Genomic DNA, 22535 nt, shown 5'->3' with positions numbered 1-22535 from the left:
CCAAGGCAGCCAGCGCCCGGACGGCTCCGGCTGAAGCCGGAGCACCTTTGTTAAGAAAGATGTGAGTAAGGCATAGCCTTAATCAGGGCGAAGAAGCTGTAAAAGTCAACCCCTAATCCCCGATTTTTTTGGGAATTTAGGGGGAGTTCGACTCAGCTACCACCCTTAAAATACAAATCTGTATATTATTATTAAATGGAACATCTATCTATTCTAGAACAAGCTGCCCAATCTAATTCTAAACCATCTCCCGACGCTGTAGTCGCCGCTCTCCTAGAAGCCGAGAAAAACGCGAAAAAAAATAAAATTCGCTATTCTTTCGAGCAATTAACCGGCAACTGGCAACTGTGCTTTATCACCGGCACAAAAAAGACTCGACAAAAAGCGGGGATTGTGTTGGGTGCGGGACGTTACATCCCTCAGTGGATTGCGAAAATTCAAATTGCTTATGCGGCCGAACCTGTTGCTGAAGGGGAAGAGAATGGCGAAATCGGCAGGGTGGAGAATTCGGTGCAAGTTGGGGCGATCGCACTAACTCTTTCGGGGCCGACTAAGTTTTTGGTTAATAAAAATATTTTAGCTTTTGATTTTACCAGAATTACCGTGAATTTGTTGGGTAAAACTGTGTATCAAGGATTTATTCGCGGTGGAGAAGCGCGGGAGGCGGATTTTTTTAGTTTGAGTGTGGGGAAGCAGGCATTTTTTGCATATTTTCTGGTAGAAGAGGGGATAATTGCCGCTAGGGGAAGGGGCGGCGGCTTGGCTTTGTGGGGGAGAGTTTAGAGCAATTGAGGAGGCGATCGAGTAACTGTTTTTGATAGCAGCCCCGTATTGGCGAATTCCCAGGGGATTGTGGACCAGAAATACAGTCGAGATTTTCTGCATATTAACTCAGAAGGCTATGCGGCACTCAACAAGGAAATCACTGGTATCTTGGTACCGTAGGATCATGCTAAGGTGGCTAATTCCGTTTATTTGACTCAGGAGTAGAATTGTTAACACTGAAGGTCAAAATTGAATGTTAAAATATAATAGAATCCCTTAGCGTGCTTGAATTCCAGTTATGGCTGAAAAATTAACAGTTAAAAACTTTGCTGGTATCACAGATTTGGAGATTGAGATCAAGCGCATAAATATACTCATTGGCCCCCAAGCCAGTGGTAAAAGTGTTTGCGCCAAACTTCTTTTCTATTTTAAGAACTTCGTATGGGAAATTTTATCGGTTGTAGAGAACGAGCAGACCAAACGCAACCTAGATTCCAACTATTCTAAGAAGTTCGAGGAATATTTTCCTCCCGATTCTTGGGGAGAACAAGATTTTTTCATACGGTATGAAATTGCAAATGTTTTTATAGAAGTTAGTAGGAAACAGGATATTAAAGGCAAGATTTTTTTCAACTATTCCGAATTATTCAAGAAAGAACTAACAGACTTACGCAATTTTTTAAAAAAATCAAAATATCAAAGCTCTGACAAAAATGCTAAGTATGATAATCTTGATAGGTTATATTTAACAAGACAAGTTTTAAGAGAGCACTTGGTAAACTTTTTAGACAGATTTATCTGTCGAGAGGCAGCCTTCAATCAGCTTTTTATTCCTGCGGGTCGTTCTTTTTTCTCTATTCTTCAGATAAACATTTTTTCTTTTCTGTCGAGCAGTAACGCGCTAGATCCATTTCTAAGGGACTTTGGTTCAATATATGAAAATATAAAAAGTGCGCGTCTAATATCTAGAGGTAGACTTGAAAAAAAAGATATACAAGAGGAAATAAACACGCTAATCGAGAAGTCTCTATGTGGGAAGCACGTACATGAGAAAGGGAAAGATTTTCTGGAGGTTGCAGATGGGAGACGCATTAGTATTGCAAACTCATCTTCCGGTCAACAGGAAACATTGCCTCTTACAATTATGCTAGCTGCACTACCTTTTTTAGCTTCCTCGCCTATCGGGCAAACAGTGTATATTGAGGAGCCAGAAGCGCATTTATTTCCAAGCGCACAGCGTAATATTGTCGAGTTGATCGCTACTGTATTTAATTATCGCAAGGAGCAACTTCAATTCTTCATAACTACCCATAGTCCCTATGTCCTAACAGCACTTAATAATTTACTCCAGGCTGGTATCCTTTATCAAGAATCAAGCGGAGATGTGCAGCGTCAATTAGAAAAAATTGTGTCTAGATACAAATCACTAGATGTTTCCGATCTCTCAGCTTATGTTTTAATGGATGGAAAATGCCGTAGTATTGTGTGTCCTGAGACTGGATTAATAGATGCAAAAGTGATTGATTCTGTGTCTGATGACCTAGCTATTGAATTCGAGCAACTTCTGAACTTAGTTTGAATCGTATATGAAAAGTCTTCCAGAGTGTGAGGAATATAGATATGACACAAAAATTGTATTGCACGAGAACAAAAGTAAAATAACTTTCCTCAACCCGAATCAAGACAAAATATTAATAATTAAGGTGGATGGATGCGTTATCAGTGACAACGAGACTTTGCGTTGTGACTACGCACTTATGCCTTCGGATGAAGTAGAAATCTATGTAGAGTTGAAGGGAAGCGATATTGTCCATGCAGTTGCACAAATAGAATCAACTATTAAATTACTTTCGGACAATCCCCAAAAAATCAAGAAGCTATGTTTTGTCGTGTCTACTCGTGTGCCTAGACAAACAACAAGTATACAGCACATACAAAGTCAGTTTTAAAAAAAGTTTAATGGTAGTTTCCGCGTCAAAAATATTCAAGATGAGTATGATTTAAGCACTTGTATAAGCTAAACCTGTTTTTTCTAGGGGCTGTTATTATGTTTATTGAGACAGTCAATCATGCCAAGGCTGTTTCATTCTCCCGAGGCTCGCCAGGGGTGGAAACCCCTGTCTAATAGCTGAAGTCGTCTTCAGACGACTGAAAGAGTTATTTATAGTCTTCATAGCGAGGACTTTCGCTATGAGGCAGGGGTTAAAACCCCGACGGAGTTAATGCGGAGTCGCTACAATTGTCCCCGTCATTTGTGTTTATTTCTTAGGTGCGATCGCACACAACTTCAAACACACCCCCTGGAATAAACCGACACAAAGCCCTCCGCCGATCGTCCGCATCTTGGCGATTGACAAAACGCGCAATTGTATAGTGCTCAGCATTCGGTAAAATTCGGACGATCGCCCAAGAAGTGCGATCGCCCCCCTTTGACTTTTCAGGTGTTTTCCCTCGCGGATGTGAGTTGAGTTCGATCGCGGGGCGATCGGCGATCGTCGGAGAATTTGCTTTTCTGAGAGTGTTGAGGTAGCGGGCGATCGTACTTCCATTGAGATTCGCCCCGACGCGCAGAATCAGAAACACCGCAAAGCTTTCGATCTCTGGCCCAGTCATGCGCGCGCGATCGGCATCAAAATCCTCATCAGAATAGCTGCGGATACCCGACAGCAGTTGCGTGATGCCAAAATCATTCACAGCTTGTTGATAGCCGCGGGTATATTCGCTGCCGTCGCTCACAGGCTTTACCATAGTAATAGGTGCGATTCGTTTAGTCGAAACCCGAAAGGGGGGATGGCTAGCAGCGATGGGGTAAACCCATCAGGGTTAGAGTTCGCACTTTAATCCCCCATCGATGACAACTTACTCTTCATGCAGGTGAGGAAACCTAGTCGAGCATCTAGCTAAGACAACTAGGGTAAAACGGGAAAGATAAAGGTGCAAGCCAACATCATAACCAAAATCCATAATAAACCAAGTCCTGACATCATGGTGCGTGATTGAAAGCACACAAAGAGCCCGATATGAATCTGGTTTCTCCTACACAAAGACTGACAACCTTTGTGTAAAGCGGAGGTGAAAGCGGTCAATCGGGATAGCTGAATACCGACACCGCAAGCAAAAATCCTATAACCGAATCATTACGAAAGTAATGAAGTCGTGGGGTAGAAGCGCAAGCTAACGAATTGTCGATACAACCGTCGTAATAGGGTACCAGAGGATATAAGCTAGTCAGAAAAATCTGAACTTCTGGGTCAGGAATATCTGACAAGGGTAAGGACTATCAGGATTCTAATACCGAGATAGCGCACCACCTAGAACCCCGGCGGAAAAGACGAACCCTAACGGATTTAATCAATGGACAGTAGGAACGAAGTAATCCTTTTGTATGCTCCTCATCAAATCGATTGTCGAGGTAGGCTGTCACGCTATAAGCTGCGAAAGGCTGGGATGGTTTAAGAAGCTAATGCCTAACCTGAAATAACAGGTAATGCCGAAAAAGGGATGGGGTAATGCCCAGGATATGCAGACGTAAACCGCGAAGGTGATTAAGTGAAAAGGTGCAATTAGTAATGAACAAGCCTAATTCTGATTTGGGAACAAATACAGAGGGATGGAAGGCTATTAATTGGCGTCAAGCCGAAAGATATGTTTTCAAGTTGCAAAAACGCATTTTCGCGGCTAACCGTTGTGGAGATGTCAAGAAAGTTCGTAAACTTCAAAAGACGCTGATGAGGTCTTGGTCTAATAGGATTTTGTCAGTAAGAAGGGTCACTCAGGACAACCAGGGAAAAAAGACGGCAGGAGTGGATGGGCTAAAAAGCTTGCCCCCAGCAGCTCGTCTAGAACTGGCAAGGGAATTAAAGCTAACTGGCAGATCTAAACCGACTAGAAGAGTTTGGATACCAAAACCAGGAAGTAATGAAAAACGCCCGCTGGGTATACCCGTAATGTACGACAGAGCCTTACAAGCCGTAGTAAAATCCGCACTTGAGCCGGAATGGGAGGCAATTTTTGAGCCTAACAGTTATGGTTTCAGACCGGGCAGGTCATGCCACGATGCGATTAAGCAGATTAAAGCCTGTATTCAACATAAAGCGAAGTTTGTATTAGATGCAGACATAGCCAAGTGTTTTGACCGCATCAACCATTATGAACTACTCCAAAAGTTGAATATAAAAGGCAAAGTCAGGAGACAAGTAAAATCCTGGCTAAAATCTGGAGTAATTGACGATGGAGTGTTCACTGCAACATCTGAGGGTACGCCACAGGGTGGGGTAATTTCTCCACTATTGGCAAACATTGCCCTCCACGGGCTTGAAAATACACTCATGGAATATGCCAGAACCATAGACTTGAAAAACAAGCGTGGTCATCAAGAAAGCCAGCGAGACAAAGTAAATTCCTTGAGTTTCATCAGATACGCTGATGATTTTGTGGTCTTACACAAAGATAAGCTCGTAGTTCAAAGATGCCGGGAGATAATTTCGGAATGGTTAGCTGGCATGGGTTTAGAATTAAAACCTGAGAAGACGAGGCTAACTCACACTTTCAATGATGAATTAAGTGAGGATGGTAAAGCTGGTTTTGACTTTTTAGGTCATCACATAAGACAATACCCTGCTGGAAAACATCGGAGCAGTTTAAGTACGCACGGTGAGATATTAGGTTTTAAAATACTCATTACCCCAAATAAGAAGTCAAGTAAGGCTCACCAAGAGGAAATCGGAAGAATCATCAAAAAACATAGGTCATCGCCACAATCGGCGTTAATTAAAGACCTAAACCCTGTAATAAGGGGATGGACTTCTTTCTATACAAGCTCTGACGCTAAAACCGTTGGAGAACTCTCTAAACAGGATGACCTCACATACCTGAAACTTCGACGTTGGGCAAAACGCCGCTGTAAAAATAATACCAATGCAGGGCATCGACTGTATTGGCATTCTTTTGGCGGTAAGAACTGGGTATTCTCAACCAAAAAAGAGGGAGCGAACCCCCTTCGGTTACTAAAGCATAGTGAATTCGAGTGTAGCAGCACCGACTATGTGAAAGTTAAAGGGGATAAAAGTCCTTACGATGGCGACCTGGTTTATTGGAGTTCAAGGATGGGGAAAAATCCTGAATTGTCAAGTCGATTGGCACTGCTGTTAAAAAAGCAGAAGGGTAAATGTTCTCATTGCGAATTTACTTTCAGAAATGAAGATGTAATGGAAGTTGACCATATCGTCCCCAGAGCCATTGGAGGTAAGGATGAGTACAAAAATCTTCAACTATTGCATCGGCATTGTCACGATGTTAAAACTAAAACCGACTTGGAATTAATCAGGAAACAAAACCTGGAACCCGTATCTTCAGGAAAGAAACCAACAAGTCGAAAGAAGGGGAAGCCCTCAAATAACAAGAGTACACCCGAGTAGCCGTGTGCTGGGAAACTGGCAAGCACGGTTCCGAATGGGAGGGAGAGGGTAGTAATATTCTCTCTCGACCCTACCTCTCCTTTTATGTGGATTGTCTCCTTGTATTTGGGGAGCCCTAAGCCAGCGCGAGCCCTCGGAAAGTTCAGCGCTGGCTTTTGACTTTATCAGATTATACCACTTAAACGTTACATATATGTGTCGTAGATGACGTGAACTCGACAAGATAGCGCAGATACAGCACACTGATGATCGCCCTAGACAAGAAAATACTGAGCCTCGGATGACCAAACGCTTAACCACTTATTTGGCTGATGGAATTTATGACCTCTTTGAGGAGTGGGCTAAAGATGAACGCCGTTCAGTCAGCAGCTTGTCAGCATTCCTTTTGGAACAAGCGGTGAGAGAACGTCAAAAACAAATGCAAAAACAGTCCCCACCATCCGATCAGAAACAGGAGAAAAGTTGAGTGGACGCATCAAAGCCAAAGAAACCGGGTTTTTTGCGGTTTTTGGCGGCTGTAACGAAGTATTTGGCAAAAAAACCCGGTTTCTGACCACCCGTGCGTCCAGAACTATATGAAATTTATCGGCATAGACTTAGGTTGGAGTTCAGGAGCAAGCGGTTTGTGCTGTTTGAATTGGCAAAATAACCAATTAGAATTAATAGAGTGCGATCGCCCGCACTAGCCAGACTAAAGCATTTGGACATAAAGCCAGAGGTTTGAAACATAAATTTTCGCCCCTCTCTCTGCCTACCACCTACATCTCTCGCCCAAACATCACATCACCCGTTTCCTGCTGGTATACGGACAGTGAAAATAGACCCTTTCCCCTCTTGGCTTTCTACCAAAATCTCCCCGCCCATCATCTGACAGTAGTAGCGGCTAAGTGTCAGCCCCAATCCGGCGCCGTCGTACTGTCGCGCCGCTGAAGAGTCAGCTTGCACAAAAGCTTCAAACAATTTGTGTTGTTGTTCTTCCGACATTCCAATTCCGGTATCTTTAACAGATAAACAAATCCAATCCGAGTCTTGAACATTCAGCAGGGGACAAGCGATCGCCCCAGAATCAGTTTCATCGGCAGCAATTGAATCGTCAATCGCCGATCGCCCTGCTGCATTCAATTTGCCACTTCCTGCAATGCGCCTGACACTCAGTTTCACCTTGCCGTTTTTGGTGAACTTCGCAGCATTACTAAGCAGATGTATCAAAACCTGGCGCACTTTTTTGAAATCTGCGTGCATTACGCCCACAGTTCGATCGCACTCAACCTCCAAAACATTGGCATTTTTCTGTAGCAACGGTTTCGCGGCACTCGCAACATTATCAACCAGGGATTCGATGTCAAACTCCTGGATTTCGAGTTTCATACCCCCCGCTTCAATTTTTGACAAATCAAGGAGATCGTTAATCAAAGATAGCAGATGCCCGCCTGCTTTTTCAATCTTCTGCAAGTCTGGTAAAAACTCATCAAATCCCGCATCCTGGGCATCTTCTGAAAGTAGTTGACTGTAGCCTATAATCGCATTTAAAGGCGTCCGCAATTCGTGGCTCATATTTGCTAAAAACTGGCTTTTAGCAGTGTTAGCGACGACGGCGACTTCCTTAGCTTGTTCTAATTCTTTTGTATGTCCCGAAACCCGCTCGATTAGGTGATTGAGAGAGGCAGCCAGAGAGCCGATTTCGCCTTGTCCGGTGACGGGAACTCGCAAGTCAAAATTAGACTCAGCGGCTACTTGTTCGGCCACCTGAGTGACGCTGATAACAGGTTTGGCGATCGCCCGACTCGTCCGGTAAGCCACCATTCCAGCCACCACTACCGACAGCAGCATACTAATAATGATTATGGCTTTTTCCATTCCTTGGGCGTCTTCCATCACTTCACCGCCTTGGCCCTCTTGCTGCTGGGCAATTTCGAGGATTTTGCTCAATTCCTCAAGGCTGCTGTTGAGCTGTTTTACACCTTCTCCGCTTTCGATTGCAAGCAATTTTCTGGCCGACTCTATCTCGCGAGGCGATAGTTGCGATTGCTGGATTGTCTGCAAAGTAGACTTGAGACTATCGGCGTAGGCTTCTAAATTTTCCGTGCAATCTTGCAGCAAAGTTTTGAGAAATTCCGGCTTTGCTGCCAGCCAAGCGGGTTGGCTGTCGGCAAACTTTTCTATACGCAACTGCATATTTTTTGCCTGAACAATACTCTTTACCAACTGCTCTTCTTGCTGTTTTAGCTTGGCCGAATTATCTACAAAAGAATCTAGCTGTGAACCCTGCAATTGTGCCGCCAGCGCTGCATCTTTAAAATTGCCGAGCAATTGCGCTTGTAGGTGAGCATCATTGAGTTGTTTTAATCCTTGGCCCTGGTAGTAATCGGCAATCACCAGTCCGCTCAGCGATCCAAAAAAGCCGATTCCTATTGCCAGCAAATACCCGTAGCCAATTTTTTGATGGATAGGCAAACCACCAATTTTAGATGGCCAACTTTTCCTGAATTTTAAGGATATTTTTTCTCCCAAATCATGGTTGAATTGTTTTTTCTTCACGGTCTCTACAGAAGCCACTTCTCCGGAAATAAAAACTGGCATCTGTTTACCTAAATTGGTATGTTTTGGGTTAACCTTTCGCGTTTTCACGTTTTTTTTCGGCGGGTTAAATGGTTCTAAGTCTGGATTGAATTCCCCCTGGTCTTCCCAAACGGCAACCGATAAACTTGCTTCGTGTCCTGTTTTTTTTAGCAAGTTAATTTTTGACATATGCAACCCCTGTCTTCTGTTAAAATCTACCACGCTCTTAAGTTCTCCAAACGGAAAAGCTTGTGTATTTGACTGTAGACATCTGCGAAAAAGCATCTGAAACTCTTGTCGAGTCAGAGGAGAAACTTAAATTCGGTTGATGTCTAATACCAATTTAATGTGAAGTTGCACATATCTCGATCCCCCTAAATCCCCCTTAAGAAGGGAGACGAAAGAGCGGAATCTTGTCCCCCCCTTATTAAGGGGGGCTAGGGAGGATCAGATTCTACAGGGCCTCATAAAAAATTGGTCTAAGAGATAATTAGGCTGTTGATGACTGTTGCCAAATTACTTTTTCGACTCGTAAAAGTCTGTAGCAGGCAAAAAATAAAAATTTATCCCCGCAGTGAATTATCCCTGCGTGGAATGTTACAGGCAGAAAATTCTCTCAGACCTGTTTTGCCTGTGAGTAGCCCAAAGCTGATATTGTCTGTTGACAATGCACCCGATTCCTTCGCTTTGGACTTTGGCTGCCAGCAATGCGACGATTGCTTGACGGTTTTTGTTGAGCATCCGACAACTTATTAGCACAGAATGTCACAAATGCAGCAGCCGATCGAACTTTTGCACCCTGGCGATCGACTTTTGGCATCGTTGCCCCGCAAAGACAAGTCTGAGGTGAAGTGTCGTTAGTAGAGTATAACTGTAGGGCTTACGAAAAGAAACCCGGTTTCTGCGAGTCAACTGTGGGCGATTGCGAGTTCTGGAGTTACGGTAGTCAATTCGATCGCCCGTGCTAGCTTACCGTCTCTACCCAAAGCTTCATCGGCCAAGTGTACCATCCAGCGATTCGGCTTGGCTTGGGGTCTGGCGGCGAGTACCAAGGCCCAAGCTTCCCGTTCTTTGCCACGACCCAACAGCGCAGCACAAACAGTCAAAGCTGTTGCCGTTGAACGGCTGATCCCACTTTGGCAGCAGATGAGCAAACTGCTTCCCTGCGACGGCATTTTGAGGGCAAACTCAATAATTTTCCGTACATCCTCAAGGGTAGGCAAGATTTGATCGGGGTCGTCAACGGGGGTGTCGAGGTCGTTAAACTCCAGGCACATTCGGTTCGGGATTTGATGAAAAGTTTTGGGGTCGGGCACACCCGGACTGCCGATGGAGATCAGGTATTTAATCTCGCGTCGCGCAGGGCGTTCAACAATGTATTGGCTGGCTTCTACTTGCGAAGCAATCAGGATTTCCGGGAGTTTTTCATCCGAGAAATCTGCAGAGACTGAGGGCTCAGAATCAACTGTTTCTGCCTGAGTGCTGACATCGGCGAAGTATTGGGCTGCCAGGGCACGAACGTCAGCAAATTCGCGATTTAAAGCTGTTTCCAGAGCCAAAATAGCAGCCGTTGAGCCAATTTGACCGAGGGATTTAACAGCTTTTTGGCGCACTCCAGAATTTTCGTCCCCCAGCAGCCGCACCAAACCTGCCACAGCTTCCTCTGTCCCAATTTCCCCCAAAGCAGCAGCAACTCTCCACCGCACATAAGATTCGCTGTCGCCAATTGCGCTCGCCAGTCCCGCGACGACCATTTTTTGCAATTTCGCATCTCCCTCTGTATTGATGTTCCCAAGGGCAACCGCCGCCCTGCCGCGCACGAAAATGTCTCGATCCGAGAGCGATCGGATTACGGCCACCATAGCCACCTCGCTGCTGATTTCCCCCAAGGCAGAAACTGCACTGCCGCGCACGTCTGAGTCGTCATGGTTGAGGGCTTGCACCAGCCCGGCCACAGCCGTTTCCGTGCCAATTTGTCCCAAGGCCTCGGCTGCTCTCAAAGAAACTGCATAGGAGTCAGGATCATCGTGAAGCAATTCTACTAAGCCTGGTACTGCCTCACAATCGCCGATTTTCCCCAAAGCCGCGGCAGCCCTAGCGCGGACAATGTGATTTTCGTCTCTGAGGGCATTCAGCAGCCCGGGAACTACCTCAGAAACGCCGATTTTCCCGCAGTTGACGGCTGCCCGCCAGCGCACCTCCGAGTCTTGGTGTTTGAGGGCTTTCAGCAACGCGGGAACGGCTGTTTTCGGGTTAATTTTGCCCAAGGCCCAAACAGCCCAGGCGCGCACCCCGGAGTCTGGGTGTTTGATGGCTTTGAGCAGTGCTGCGGCTGCTGGTTTCGAGTCAATTTCTCCTAAAGCCCAAGCCGCCCAAGCTTGGATTTGGGAATCTTTGGATTCGAGCGATCGGGCTAATTCAATTACTGCTGCTTCGGAGCCGATTTTTGCGATCGCTCGAATCCCATCAAGGCGCACTGCACTTTCTTTGTGGTTCAATGCGGCCACCAGCATCGGAATTGCCATATCGGAACTTGTTAGGGCCAGCAGTTGAATTTTGAGCAGCGGCGAAGTGGGGATTTTTTCGATTAATTTTATGGTGGCTATTTGAAATTCTGGCTTTACCGTTCCTGCTAGCTTCGAGCCGAGTTTTAAATTTACTTTTAGAGCTAATTTTACTGCCCGCAAAGCCAGACTTTGCTGTTCTACTTGCGGCAATATAGTCGCCAAGGTTCGCATCCCTTGTTTTTGTTTCAAATATTTTTGATGGAATTGAGCATCGCTGAGCTCGGGTAGCTGTTGGATGAGGCTTGCTGCTGAGTTCACTGATTTATCCTAATATTTTCGCGAGCGGTTGAGATTGCTCTTTTAAACTGTCTTTAAAAAATATGGCGTCTACAAAACGCTACTTCTAAAAAAAAGCTTGCACCCACTTCTAAAATATGTCTTATTCCACTATTTTTGCAACTCCCCAATTATTAATTATTGGGTTTGTTTGGGCAATGACCTTGATAATTAGTTGCGCTTGCTCATTGGCATCGCTGCGCTTTTAACTTGCCTAGCTCTGCTATATCATTTTATACTCACATCTTGCACCATTGCCAGCAAGAGGCTGTCCGGCCTGTTCCACAATAAAATTCACCCTTTGTGGAACAGGCCGGACAGCCTGTTAATCAAAGCTTATTGAGAATGGTGCAACATCTCATTTTATACCAACTTGGTTTGAAATAGCGATCGGCGCGATTGACCGAAAGCATCCAGGATACAAGCTCCCGGATTCATCCGTCCAGAAATAAAAAACCTGTATCCGATGAAACTTGCCGCCAAATTTATCCGTGGGGTCAATACTTCAATACTTCAATACTTCAATACTTCAATCTAAAATCGATTGACCGCAGCCAACCGGAAACAGCTTGATTGCGGGACAATCTCTCAACGAGCATAGGGCCCTTTTTTCAAAACCTTAGCCAAAGCGTTATCGTTCTCTCGCAAACCTTCGTAAAAAAACATCACTTCTCCTTGAATCCCGCAAGAGCGGTTGTAAGCAATTACTTGCAACAACAGCTCGGGAGTTATGGTATATTTGCTGGCTCGATTCGTCAACAAAATACCGGGCGACACGCACTTTACTTGCTGCCCGCTAAGCTGTCCCCCAATCAGTTTATCGACCAATTGTTTGTAAGCATTAAAATCGCGGCGATAAAACTGCGGGTGAAACAAATCTACCAAATTTTTGTCAACCCAAGCTTTAGAATCTTGCAAATATTCCACCAGTCCCCAGTCATAAGGACTCGGCGACATCGATAGCAACAAATCAGGATTAATCGCTTTCACTTCTCGGTGTAAACGAGCTACAAACTCAGTAATAATATTAGCACGCCACTGCAGCCAATGTGGCTCTTTACAATCCGATGGCGCTGCTTTACCACATTCTTCTCGATAGCGTTTAACCGTTTTTTCGTCGTAACCGCCTTCTACCGGAAACGCAATGCGATCGTCTCCTTGAACCCCGTTTACCGGATAATTCTTAGCAACTTCCAGCATCAACCCCAGCACAAAGTCTTGCACTTCCGGGTCAAGAGAATTCATCCAGTCAAAGTTATTTTTCTTAAGTAAATTGCCGCTGGCATCACGGGCGGTCCACTCAGGTTTTTTCGCCAGCAAATAACCGCCATTGCGATTGTAAGAACTCACAAATCCGTATTCAAAACAAGGAATAACTTTTAAACCAACTCTCTTGGCCTCAACACATATTTCTGCTAAGGGGTCGCGACCTTGATAGCGCGAGTCAATTTCCACCCCAAATTTTTCTCGCATAATTTTAGAAGGATAAGCCGTATAACCCTGACCCCAAATTAGAGGAAAAACGGTATTAAATCCCGTATCGGCGAGAAAGTCCATTGCCTCAGCAATTCGCTCTTTTGAGGTGAGAACTTTGCAATCAGTGGTGGGTATCCAAACGCCACGAATTCCACCAGGATTGTTAGTCGCAAACGAACTTGGCAGCGTTGCTGGATTTGTTGCAGCAAATCCAGTCGTCGCCAACCGCTGTTGGAAGGAAGAGGTAAAACTGCGAATTGCTGATTGGAAAGGTGTGAAAAATCCCATTTATTTATTCTTTTTTCCTGTTAAGGTGGGTATTGAACCCTCTACGTTATTATTGATTGGTAGCACCGGGTATTATTTATGGATAATAGCCGCCGAAGAACCGCCTATATTATTTATGGATAAGGTTCGTAGTACGCACCCTACATTCATTGGTAGCACCCGATATTATTTACGGATAAGGGGCGCAGTGCACGCCCCAAAATTGTACTATCCAGCTACTCCAGACAACTTCTGGCTCAAAGCTTCTTTCAAAAGTTGCGCCTTATCAGTTTCCTCCCAAGGCAAATCTAAATCAGTGCGTCCGAAGTGACCGTAAGCCGCCACATCTTGATAGAAACGCCCGCCTCTTTCAGCAGGTAAATTCTGCAAGTTAAATGCCTGAATGATTCCCGCAGGACGCAGTTCAAAATGCTGCTTCACAACTTCTAGAAGGCGATCGTCATCAACTTTCCCAGTGCCAAAAGTTTCGATCATCATGCTAACAGGCCGCGCAACGCCGATCGCATAACTCAACTGCACTTCGCACTTTTGGGCCAAACCAGCCGCTACGATATTTTTAGCAACGTAGCGACAAGCATAAGCCGCGCTGCGGTCTACCTTGGTGGGGTCTTTCCCAGAAAAAGCGCCGCCGCCGTGGCGGGAATAGCCGCCGTAGGTATCCACAATAATTTTGCGGCCCGTCAAACCCGAATCTCCTTGAGGCCCGCCGACGACAAATTTGCCAGTGGGGTTGACAAGGAAGCGAGTTTCTGAATCCGGCTTGACACTAATATCGGCAAACACGGGTTGGACGACAGCAGCCCAAAGGTCTTCTTTGATTTTGGCTTGAACTGCGGCTGTTTCTGTGAGGTCGCCGATCGTTTCGGTATGCTGGGTAGAAATTAAAATCGTATCTATGCCAACAGGTTTGCCGTCCTCATAGATTACTGTAACTTGGCTTTTGCCGTCGGGACGCAGGTAAGATAACTGACCGGTTTTGCGGACTGCAGCCAGTTGACGGCAAATCCGGTGCGCTAAACTGATCGGCAGAGGCATCAATTCCGGCGTTTCGTTGCAAGCAAAGCCGAACATCAAGCCTTGGTCGCCTGCGCCGATGGCGTCTAATTCCTCTTCACTCGATTGTTCCCGGCTTTCGTGGGCTGTGTTCACCCCTTGAGCAATATCGGGAGACTGAGAATCAAGAGCCACCAACACTGAGCAACTATTGGCTGAAAAGCCGTTGTCAGCGTGGATGTAGCCAATATCGGCTATTTTTTTCCGGGCTAATTCTATGTAATTTACCTGAGCTTTAGTGGTAATTTCGCCCGTCAGCAGCATTAAGCCGGTGTTGACGACAACTTCGGCTGCGACGCGGCTTTTGGGGTCTTCGGTCAGTAAGGCATCTAAAATCGTATCTGAAATTTGATCGCAGATTTTATCGGGATGGCCTTCAGTGACAGATTCGGAGGTAAACAGGTAGCGGCGTGACAATGATTATATCTCCTTAGATAGGGGCTCTTCCTGCGCGACATCCACGACCGACGAGTTATTTTTCCGGTAAAGGCCAAGAATGATCGCGTCTGGGCTACCGTCGAATTTTTGTCGATCTGCAGAGTCGTGTTGAAGCAGGTTTTGAGATTGGGTAAAGTGACACTACTATAGCAAAGTCAGTTCCGGGAAGTCCCTAAAAACTTAGATTTTGTAGGATTGTCGATCGATCTTGGATACCGCCCGTCTACCCCCTAACCTGACAAAGGTAAGATACAGTGAGGGTATCGCCTTGTGCAAGGACTATGGCAGGACTCCAAAAATCACCAAACTTGATCCAAACAGTTGCCGACCTAGATTTTCCCGGTGGCCCCATACCGCTTGACTCTCGATTTTATATCGATCCCTCAGGGGCCGAAGCCCTGGCCTGTACAGAAATTAGCAAACCCGGAGGCCTTGTTCGCATTAAAGCTCCCAGAAAAATGGGCAAAAGTTCGCTGATGCTGCGGATAATTCACCCGGCAGTCGATCGGGGATACCGCACAGTAACTGTAGACTTTCAGCAAGCCGACGCAGCGGTTTTTGCTAGTTTAGATAAATTTTTGCGCTGGCTTTGTTTCAATGTCGATCGGCAACTCAAACTTGAACCAAATATTGATGAATTCTGGGATGAAGATATCGGCAGCAAGGTAAGCTGCACTATTTACTTGGACAACTATTTGAGGGAAGAAATTGATAGTCCTATTGTCTTGGTAATCCACGAAATAAAGAGAGTATTTGAAGAGACCAATATTGATCAATAATTTCTGTCGGTCATCCGTTTTTGGTACGAACAAGCTCGCGCTAGCAAAATTTGGCAAAAACTCCGCACCGTTGTCATTCATTAGACATAAATTTATATTGCTTTGAATCTTAATCAATCTCCATTTGTAAGGATTCAGACCTAAACTTAAGGTATTAAAGATAGGGTCTGCACAGCAGGGTTAACCATCGCTTTTATAGCTTAGTCAAAAAACTCAATTACAGAACGTCCTTGAGGACGGCAAGTTTGTATAATTGTGAATAAATTGCCAGTATCTTGGAATCGTTCCATCCCACGGGAACCTCCACTAACTTTTCTTTTTGTGACTGCTCTCACGTAACGTTCGTTGGGCTGAATTATTATCAGGCGGTATCTCCGGGTGGTCTAAAAAATACCACCATTGATCGGTTTTATTTCGTAAGGAGCGTAACAGTTTACTTGCCTCCCCTCCGGAACGAGCAATCCATAAATGAATAGAAGATGCAACTTTTACTTTAAACTCGGATGTCCAACTCAAGAATTGCTCAATGTTTGGGATTTGTTGGAATAAAGAATAGTTGTGAAAACCTTCATCGCTCAGGCTGATAAATTTTGCCCCAATCTCTTGGTTATGTAAGCCGGGAACCTTAATGAGTTTCTTGAAGTGACGACATGATGCGCTAGGCATTTCTGTTGAGCTTTCAGCGCATAAGCACTATAACCATCAGAACTGAGTACACCTTCATAGTATGAACCCAGTATAGATATTAATTCAGCGCGAGAACGAGTATCAGCCGCATGAAATAAAGCGAAATCCTGATTGGCAAAAATCCATAACCATTCTTTTACCCCTTTGAGAACCCAAGGTGTTTCAACTGCACCATCTATTCGTTCATTTGTGGCTACCAGAGTTCCCGTCCCAATTTCGATTTCTCCGAGTTCCCACAAGAGTTCTTGTTGTTTTTCGTAGGATAAATGCCCGTAATTATTTATCCATCCTACAAAAGCTTGTAGTCTGATTCCTATATCTTGTCCTGGTACTATCTCTGGTGACCAGTCGGCTGTTTTTTTTTCGCCACACTTAGTACAAATACACGTATATCTTTGATATTCTACGATTTCAATTGGCTTGTTGACTAACTGTGCTACTTGCTGGGTTTCTATTTTTATTGGTCTCGCCCCAAATTCTCTCTGGCCACAGCAACTACACTCTTGGGGTCGTAAAATCTCAACCCTATCTACTCTGCTAAACCCTTTTCTGGTTTTTCCCGGATGCCCTGGTTGTCCTCCTGGTTTCCGTTTTGAAGTCTCGCCCTCGAATGCTTGATTCTCTGGTTTGTTCTGGGTTTTTTTGAGGATGTCTCCTGACGGTGGTTTTGAGGATATTTTGCTGTCTAAATCTCTACTAACTTTGAGCTTTTCTATTTCTTGTTCTAGTTCTACTACTCTGCATTTTAGCCGCTCTATAGCTTTCGCCTGCTCAATAGACCTATTGCCAAATAATTTTGTGCTATTGTGGAAAGTTTGGCCAATTTTATAATCTAGCAGGCTAGGCAAGTTTAAGGAGATGCCAATCAACCCAATAATTCAGGGTAAGCTCATCTAATTTAGTATAAATGGTACTTGACAAAAAGACAAATATAAAAAATGTGGTATTTACGTATTAGCAATTCTATAATGCTTTAAAAACTAAGTCATCAAGCGGTAAAACTCAATGGATAAAGGATTCCTGCCCGCCCGGCCAAAGTCTAAACTACTGAAGAAGCCCTCACCTATCTCTATGCAAGAGTTACAAGGAAGCTTATCAAGTTATTTTGATGACGTACCCGACCCGAGAGTGAACCGAACCAAACGTCACTTACTGAAAGATATTCTCGTCATTGCTATATTATCTACAATAGCTGGAGGTGAGGGATGGGAAGACATGGAAAATTATGGAATCAGTAAGCAGCAATGGTTGCAAAAATTTTTAGACTTACCCAATGGCATCCCGAGCGATGATACTTTCCGACGAGTTTTTGAAAAGCTAGACCCGAAAGTTTTAGAACAGAAGTTGACTCAATGGGTTAAACAATTAATTGGGCCAGTTCTCGAACAAGTTATCCCGATTGATGGAAAAAGCCTCCGAGGGTCTTATGACCGAAAAACTGGGGAAAAGAATTTACATTTAGTGACAGCGTGAGCGAGTAAAAATAGGTTGGTACTTGGACAAGTTAAAGTTGAAAACCATTCCAATGAAATCACAGCTATCCCAGCTCTATTGGAATTAATCGATGTCACTGGAGCGATTATTACGATGGATGCGATGGGTACTCAAACCGAGATTGTGCGGCTGATTCGTCAAAAAAAAGCCGATTATGTAGTTACTCTGAAAAAGAATCATCCAACCCTTTACAAACAAGTCAAAACCTGGTTTGAAACAGCCAGAGCTAACCAATTTGGGGGAATTGAAGTGAGTGAAGATTCCCGAACGGTAAAAGCACATCATCGAATCGAAACTCGAAAAGTTTGGGCGGTTCCAGTGGGGGTTCTCGGGGGGCTTTACAAACAAGAAGACTGGACAGATATTCAAACTATTGTTATAGTAGAACGTTTCCGTTATCTGTGGAACAAAACCACTCATGAAGTACAATTTTACCTAAGTTCCTTACCCGTAGATGCTAAAGCGGAATGGTCGCGTCATTCGTCAACATTGGAGTATTGAAAATCAAGAACATTGGGTTTTAGATGTCACTTTCAATGAAGATCGATCTCGCATTCGCTCCTTGAATAGCCCTCGAAACTTGGCTGTTATCAGACGGATGTCCCTGAATGCTGTAAATCAAGAAACTACTCTCAAGCGTAGCTTGCGACAGAAAAGAAAACGGGCTGCAATGAATGATGAATACATGATGCTTCTTCTCAAATCCTTTTGTCAAGGCTGATTGAGATGCTCTTACCCTGCCCAATAATTCAAAGTTTGACCTAAACTTGAGCAAACTTTTAAGGATAACACATACTTTTTTTGCAAGAGGTCTAATAATTATTTCTACCAGTTGCGGGCGTTGCCAACTGTCTTAATTTCTCACTGTCTAGTTGGGGAGGCAGATATTTTTGCATTGCTATGATAATACTATTCAACTGTCACCCTTGTCCATACCCCCTGACCTGAATCCTTACAGCAGAATTAGAGATAATGCTGGGGGATGAGTTTGCTGGAGTATTGAGTTCTGATGATTTTAGCGTCTACGCAGATGTTGAGGTGGGAGTTCTGCAGAAATGTTTAGCTCATCTACGGCGACATTTTAAGAAAGTTCTGCAGATGGGCCACGGTAACAACATTATCGTCGCCTCTGCGTTCTTGGATTTAATTGATCAGGCATTCCGACAACATCGAAAGTGGCGCCAACACCCTGAAGAACTCGATTATCACACTTGGGCGAGGGACTTTAAGGTCTCTGTGGCAGTATTGTTAAATACTTGGCAAGGTCATGTTGGTTATGCTGCTGGACTTTTACTGCGTTCATTACGTGAGAAAGCGCACCAATGGTGGTATTTTTTAGACCACCCTTCCATTCCTCCTGACAATAATTTGGCGGAACGTTCTGTGCTTCTCGGCTGTGACTAAGCGTAAGGTATCTGGCGGTTCCCGCTCGGTAGTCTCGGTTGAAACAAACTGCTGATTTGTTATCTGTGATTGAGACTTGTCGGTTTCAAGGTATTCGTGCCATAGATTTTTTCCGTGATGCTCTATGTGCCCATTCTTGTGGCTTATTTATGCCTTCTCTGATTCCCCAATCAAAGACCTGAATCCTTACCTCTTTTCTACGCAGTCAGCTCAAAAAATTAGTATTAATCTATACCTACAAATCCAAGCTCTAGAATTATAATGAAAAAAATTGAAAAAGTCCCCAAATTCCTGTAAAATTGCCATAAATAACCAAATAGTCGCGATCGAAAGCACTCAAAAGCGAAAAAGATCGCATATAAAAAAGAAAAGAATCAATTAGACAGAAAATAATGAGGTGAAACCCCTTGCAAAAATTAGCCAGCATAGAAAAGCCGATCGACTCAGGGGAAAAATCCATAGCAGTCAACACCCAAAAGGCTCAAACCTTGTACGAACGCGGCAACGCCCTAGAAGCGATGGGACGATTCCAAGCTGCGATCGAATCCTGGGAAGAAGCGATCAAACTTGAACCAAAATTTTATGAAGCGTGGTACAACCAAGGCGTAGCCCTCAAAAAATTGGGCCAGCTAGAAGAAGCGATCGCAGCCTACAACCAATCCCTGAAAATCAAACCAAACAATCCCGAAGCGTGGTATAACCGGGCCAACGTTTTGCGGAAGCTCAACAGACTCTCAGAAGCGATCGCATCCTACGAAAAGGCGATCGAACTCAACCCCAGCTACCCCGAAGCTTGGACGAACCGCGGCAACACACTCGTCAGCTTAGAGAAATTATCAGAAGCGATCGACTCCTACGACAAAGCCATCGCCATCAAACCCGACTACTGCGAAGCTTGGTACAACAAAGCATTTGCCCTCAGAAAATCAGACCAAAATACAGCCGCGATCGCCTCTTACGACAAAGCGATCGAACTCAAACCAGACTTGCATCAAGCCTGGTACAACCGCGGCTTAGCCCTAGCCGATGAAAAACTCTACCCGGAAGCCGTCGCCTCCTACGACAAAACCCTGCAACTGCGGCCGAATTCCGCCGAAGCCTGGAACAAACGCGGCAGGGCGATCGCACAAATGGGACAATTTGAAGAAGCGATCGCATCCTGGGACAAAGCCCTCGCACTCAACCCAAACGACAGCGAAACCTTTTACAACCGTGGCTTAGCCTTCGCCAACTTACAACGCTTTGAAGAAGCAGTCGCCTCTTGGGACAAAACCGTAGAGTTGCAGCCAGACAACACCGAAGCCTGGTACAACCGCGCCATAGCCCTCAAAAAAATTCAACGATTTACCGAAGCGATCGCCTCCTACGATAAAATCATCGCACTCAAACCCGACGATCCCAACCTGTACTATCAAAAAGCTTGTCTTTACGCCCTGGAAAAAGAAGCAGGCGAGCTCACAAACAGCCAGGAACTTGTAGCCAGCAGCATCCGGCTGGCGATCGAAAACTTATCCAAGGCGATCGAACTCAATCCGCCAAAATACCGGAAATTATGCAAAAATGACTCTAAATTGCATACAATACGGGAAGAAGTGCGGTTTTTAGCTTGATTTCAGGGTAGCTATGATTGATGGATACGGATGCCGCACTGCAACCTTTGTAGGCAAAACAGCACCATAAACCCCAATCATGCAAACCCTAGACAAAACTCAAGCAAAATTCGCTCAACTGGCAGCCCATCTCAGAGAAGTTACCGACATCGAATCAGCCTCGTCGTTGCTGCATTGGGATCAATCAACTTATATGCCCCCCAAAGGTGCAACTGCCAGAGGCCGCCAGTTGGCTACTCTTAAACAAATATCCCACGAAAAATTTACAGATCCAAAAATAGGTGAACTCCTAGAAGACTTGCGTTTCTACGAACAAACCCTCCCCTACGACTCCACCGCAGCCAGCCTGATCCGCATAGCCCGCAGAGACTACGATCGCGCCGCCAGAGTCCCCGCAACCTTCATGTCCGCACTCTGCCGCCACCAAGCCGACAGCTACGAAGCTTGGGCTGCGGCCAGGGCAGCCAACAACTTCGCAGCCGTTGAGCCTTACCTAGAAAAAACCCTAGAATTAAGCAGGCAATACGCCGAGTTTTTCCCCGGATACGAACACATCGCCGATCCGTTGATCGATCGTAGCGACTACGGCATGAAAGTATCCCTGCTGCGCCCGCTTTTCGCCCAACTGCGTCAAGAATTAGTGCCGATAGTCGAAGCCATCACCTCCCAACCTCCCGCCGACGACTCCTGCTTGCACCAAGACTTCCCAGAATCCCAGCAACTAGAATTCACTCGCAAAGTCGTAGAACGCATGGGGTTCGACTTCCAACGGGGACGACAAGACACCACCCTGCACCCGTTCATGACCAACTTCTCCATAGACGACGTGCGAATTACCACCCGCGTCTATGAAGACCACCTGGATCAAGCACTGTTTAGCAGCATCCACGAAGCCGGACACGCCCTCTACGAACTCGGAAATTCCCCGGAATTTGAGGGCACACTGCTTGCAGGTGGCATTTCCTCCGGCGTCCACGAAAGTCAATCGCGACTTTGGGAAAATTTGGTCGGGCGCAGCCGCGGTTTTTGGGAATGTTTTTACCCGCAACTCCAAGGCATATTTTTGCGACAGTTGGGACACGTATCCACTGACGCATTTTACCGGGCAATTAACAAAGTCTCGCGCTCGCTCATCCGCACGGACGCCGACGAAGTAACCTACAACCTCCACGTCGCCATCCGCTTTGACCTAGAATTGGCAATGGTAGAGGGAAAACTAGCAGTGCGAGACCTCCCCGAAGCCTGGAACGAACGCTATAGAACCGACCTCGGCGTTGTCCCCGCTACCGACAGCGAAGGCGCGATGCAAGATGTTCACTGGTATGTTGGTACGATCGGCGGAATGTTCCAAGGTTACACCCTCGGCAACTTGATGAGCGCCCAATTCTACGAAACAGCAGTAAAAATCAATCCTGAAATTCCCGTAGAAATAGAACGGGGAAATTTTACCGTACTCCACGACTGGCTCAAACAAAACATCTACCAGCACGGCCGCAAATACACTGCTGTCGAATTGATCGATCGCGTTACAGGTTCACCTTTAACTATCGATCCCTTTATCCGCTACATTCGCCACAAATACGGGGAGTTTTATGTCATTTGAGGGATAGCAACTTCTCTTTGCAGACTTTAAAATGACAAAAAAAGTAGCCGCTTAAAAAAATGGCGATACTGTTTGAGTATCGCCTAGTTTTACAGCGGAAATCAAAAGTCTTAAATAAG

Annotated in this window: 13 protein-coding genes and 3 pseudogenes; 9 read left to right on the top strand and 7 right to left on the bottom strand. The window is 45.3% G+C overall.

The genetic code is table 11. The features are described 5' to 3' along the window. The first annotated feature begins 195 nt into the window (after positions 1 to 195). The gene (locus QUA04_RS18975; RefSeq protein WP_333259182.1) at positions 196 to 783 is read left to right on the top strand and encodes a hypothetical protein; all 588 of its coding nucleotides are present in this window, start codon (positions 196 to 198) and stop codon (positions 781 to 783) included. Positions 784 to 1063: 280 nt separating this feature from the next. Then, on the top strand, positions 1064 to 2344 hold the full coding sequence (locus QUA04_RS18970; protein ID WP_333259180.1) for an AAA family ATPase: 1281 nt from the start codon (positions 1064 to 1066) through the stop codon (positions 2342 to 2344). A 686-nt stretch (positions 2345 to 3030) separates the two neighbouring features. Here the strand turns inward: QUA04_RS18970 and QUA04_RS18965 are convergent. After that, positions 3031 to 3513, bottom strand: a complete 483-nt coding sequence (locus tag QUA04_RS18965; protein ID WP_333259177.1) for a hypothetical protein — start codon at positions 3511 to 3513, stop codon at positions 3031 to 3033. A gap of 821 nt (positions 3514 to 4334) precedes the next feature. Between QUA04_RS18965 and ltrA the strand changes: the two genes are divergently transcribed. Continuing rightward, on the top strand, positions 4335 to 6182 hold the full coding sequence (ltrA, locus tag QUA04_RS18960) for a group II intron reverse transcriptase/maturase (RefSeq protein ID WP_333259174.1): 1848 nt from the start codon (positions 4335 to 4337) through the stop codon (positions 6180 to 6182). A 280-nt stretch (positions 6183 to 6462) separates the two neighbouring features. Continuing rightward, a complete protein-coding gene (locus QUA04_RS18955; protein ID WP_333259172.1) occupies positions 6463 to 6648 on the top strand; it encodes a ribbon-helix-helix domain-containing protein in 186 nt (61 codons plus the stop codon). A 317-nt stretch (positions 6649 to 6965) separates the two neighbouring features. Here QUA04_RS18955 and QUA04_RS18950 read toward each other — a convergent pair whose 3' ends face one another. The 5 genes from QUA04_RS18950 to metK form a co-directional block, all read right to left on the bottom strand. Beyond that, on the bottom strand, positions 6966 to 8930 hold the full coding sequence (locus tag QUA04_RS18950) for an ATP-binding protein (protein WP_333259169.1): 1965 nt from the start codon (positions 8928 to 8930) through the stop codon (positions 6966 to 6968). Positions 8931 to 9357: 427 nt separating this feature from the next. Then, positions 9358 to 9561, bottom strand: a complete 204-nt coding sequence (locus QUA04_RS18945) for a hypothetical protein (RefSeq protein WP_333259166.1) — start codon at positions 9559 to 9561, stop codon at positions 9358 to 9360. 88 nt (positions 9562 to 9649) lie between these two features. Next, positions 9650 to 11566 (bottom strand): HEAT repeat domain-containing protein, encoded by a 1917-nt coding sequence (locus QUA04_RS18940; protein WP_333259163.1) that lies wholly within the window; start codon positions 11564 to 11566, stop codon positions 9650 to 9652. A 606-nt stretch (positions 11567 to 12172) separates the two neighbouring features. Then, positions 12173 to 13348, bottom strand: a complete 1176-nt coding sequence (locus QUA04_RS18935) for a family 10 glycosylhydrolase (RefSeq protein WP_333259161.1) — start codon at positions 13346 to 13348, stop codon at positions 12173 to 12175. A gap of 207 nt (positions 13349 to 13555) precedes the next feature. Then, positions 13556 to 14818, bottom strand: a complete 1263-nt coding sequence (gene metK / locus QUA04_RS18930) for a methionine adenosyltransferase (protein ID WP_333259158.1) — start codon at positions 14816 to 14818, stop codon at positions 13556 to 13558. A 302-nt stretch (positions 14819 to 15120) separates the two neighbouring features. Here metK and QUA04_RS18925 point away from each other — a divergent pair. Beyond that, a pseudogene (locus tag QUA04_RS18925) lies at positions 15121 to 15702 on the top strand (AAA-like domain-containing protein). A 116-nt stretch (positions 15703 to 15818) separates the two neighbouring features. Here the strand turns inward: QUA04_RS18925 and QUA04_RS18920 are convergent. Then, a pseudogene (locus tag QUA04_RS18920) lies at positions 15819 to 17165 on the bottom strand (IS66 family transposase). 145 nt (positions 17166 to 17310) lie between these two features. On the opposite strand from QUA04_RS18920, the pseudogene QUA04_RS18915 reads away from it, so the two are divergent. From QUA04_RS18915 to QUA04_RS18900, 4 genes and pseudogenes are all read left to right on the top strand, one after another. After that, positions 17311 to 18520: pseudogene (locus QUA04_RS18915) on the top strand (ISAs1 family transposase). Positions 18521 to 18771: 251 nt separating this feature from the next. Then, positions 18772 to 19203, top strand: a complete 432-nt coding sequence (locus QUA04_RS18910; RefSeq protein WP_333259156.1) for an IS66 family transposase — start codon at positions 18772 to 18774, stop codon at positions 19201 to 19203. 407 nt (positions 19204 to 19610) lie between these two features. Next, positions 19611 to 20813, top strand: a complete 1203-nt coding sequence (locus QUA04_RS18905) for a tetratricopeptide repeat protein (protein ID WP_333259153.1) — start codon at positions 19611 to 19613, stop codon at positions 20811 to 20813. A 79-nt stretch (positions 20814 to 20892) separates the two neighbouring features. Further along, the gene (locus QUA04_RS18900; RefSeq protein ID WP_333259150.1) at positions 20893 to 22416 is read left to right on the top strand and encodes a carboxypeptidase M32; all 1524 of its coding nucleotides are present in this window, start codon (positions 20893 to 20895) and stop codon (positions 22414 to 22416) included. The last annotated feature ends 119 nt before the right edge of the window (positions 22417 to 22535 follow it).

This window comes from Microcoleus sp. S13_C5, assembly GCF_036700845.1.
Classification (GTDB): Bacteria; Cyanobacteriota; Cyanobacteriia; order Cyanobacteriales; family Microcoleaceae; genus Microcoleus.
Note: the sequence above shows the minus strand (reverse complement) of the source record. Positions and strands in the feature narration are given on the sequence as shown.

Excerpts from the sequence above, each read along its gene's own strand:
- QUA04_RS18935 (WP_333259161.1), bottom strand. The coding sequence starts at position 13,348 with ATGGGATTTTTCACACCTTTCCAATCAGCAATTCGCAGTTTTACCTCT.
- QUA04_RS18975 (WP_333259182.1), top strand. The coding sequence starts at position 196 with ATGGAACATCTATCTATTCTAGAACAAGCTGCCCAATCTAATTCTAAA.
- QUA04_RS18910 (WP_333259156.1), top strand. The coding sequence starts at position 18,772 with ATGCTGGGGGATGAGTTTGCTGGAGTATTGAGTTCTGATGATTTTAGC.
- QUA04_RS18955 (WP_333259172.1), top strand. The coding sequence starts at position 6,463 with ATGACCAAACGCTTAACCACTTATTTGGCTGATGGAATTTATGACCTC.
- QUA04_RS18950 (WP_333259169.1), bottom strand. The coding sequence starts at position 8,930 with ATGTCAAAAATTAACTTGCTAAAAAAAACAGGACACGAAGCAAGTTTA.
- QUA04_RS18900 (WP_333259150.1), top strand. The coding sequence starts at position 20,893 with ATGCAAACCCTAGACAAAACTCAAGCAAAATTCGCTCAACTGGCAGCC.
- QUA04_RS18965 (WP_333259177.1), bottom strand. The coding sequence starts at position 3,513 with ATGGTAAAGCCTGTGAGCGACGGCAGCGAATATACCCGCGGCTATCAA.
- QUA04_RS18945 (WP_333259166.1), bottom strand. The coding sequence starts at position 9,561 with ATGCCAAAAGTCGATCGCCAGGGTGCAAAAGTTCGATCGGCTGCTGCA.
- QUA04_RS18970 (WP_333259180.1), top strand. The coding sequence starts at position 1,064 with ATGGCTGAAAAATTAACAGTTAAAAACTTTGCTGGTATCACAGATTTG.
- ltrA (WP_333259174.1), top strand. The coding sequence starts at position 4,335 with ATGAACAAGCCTAATTCTGATTTGGGAACAAATACAGAGGGATGGAAG.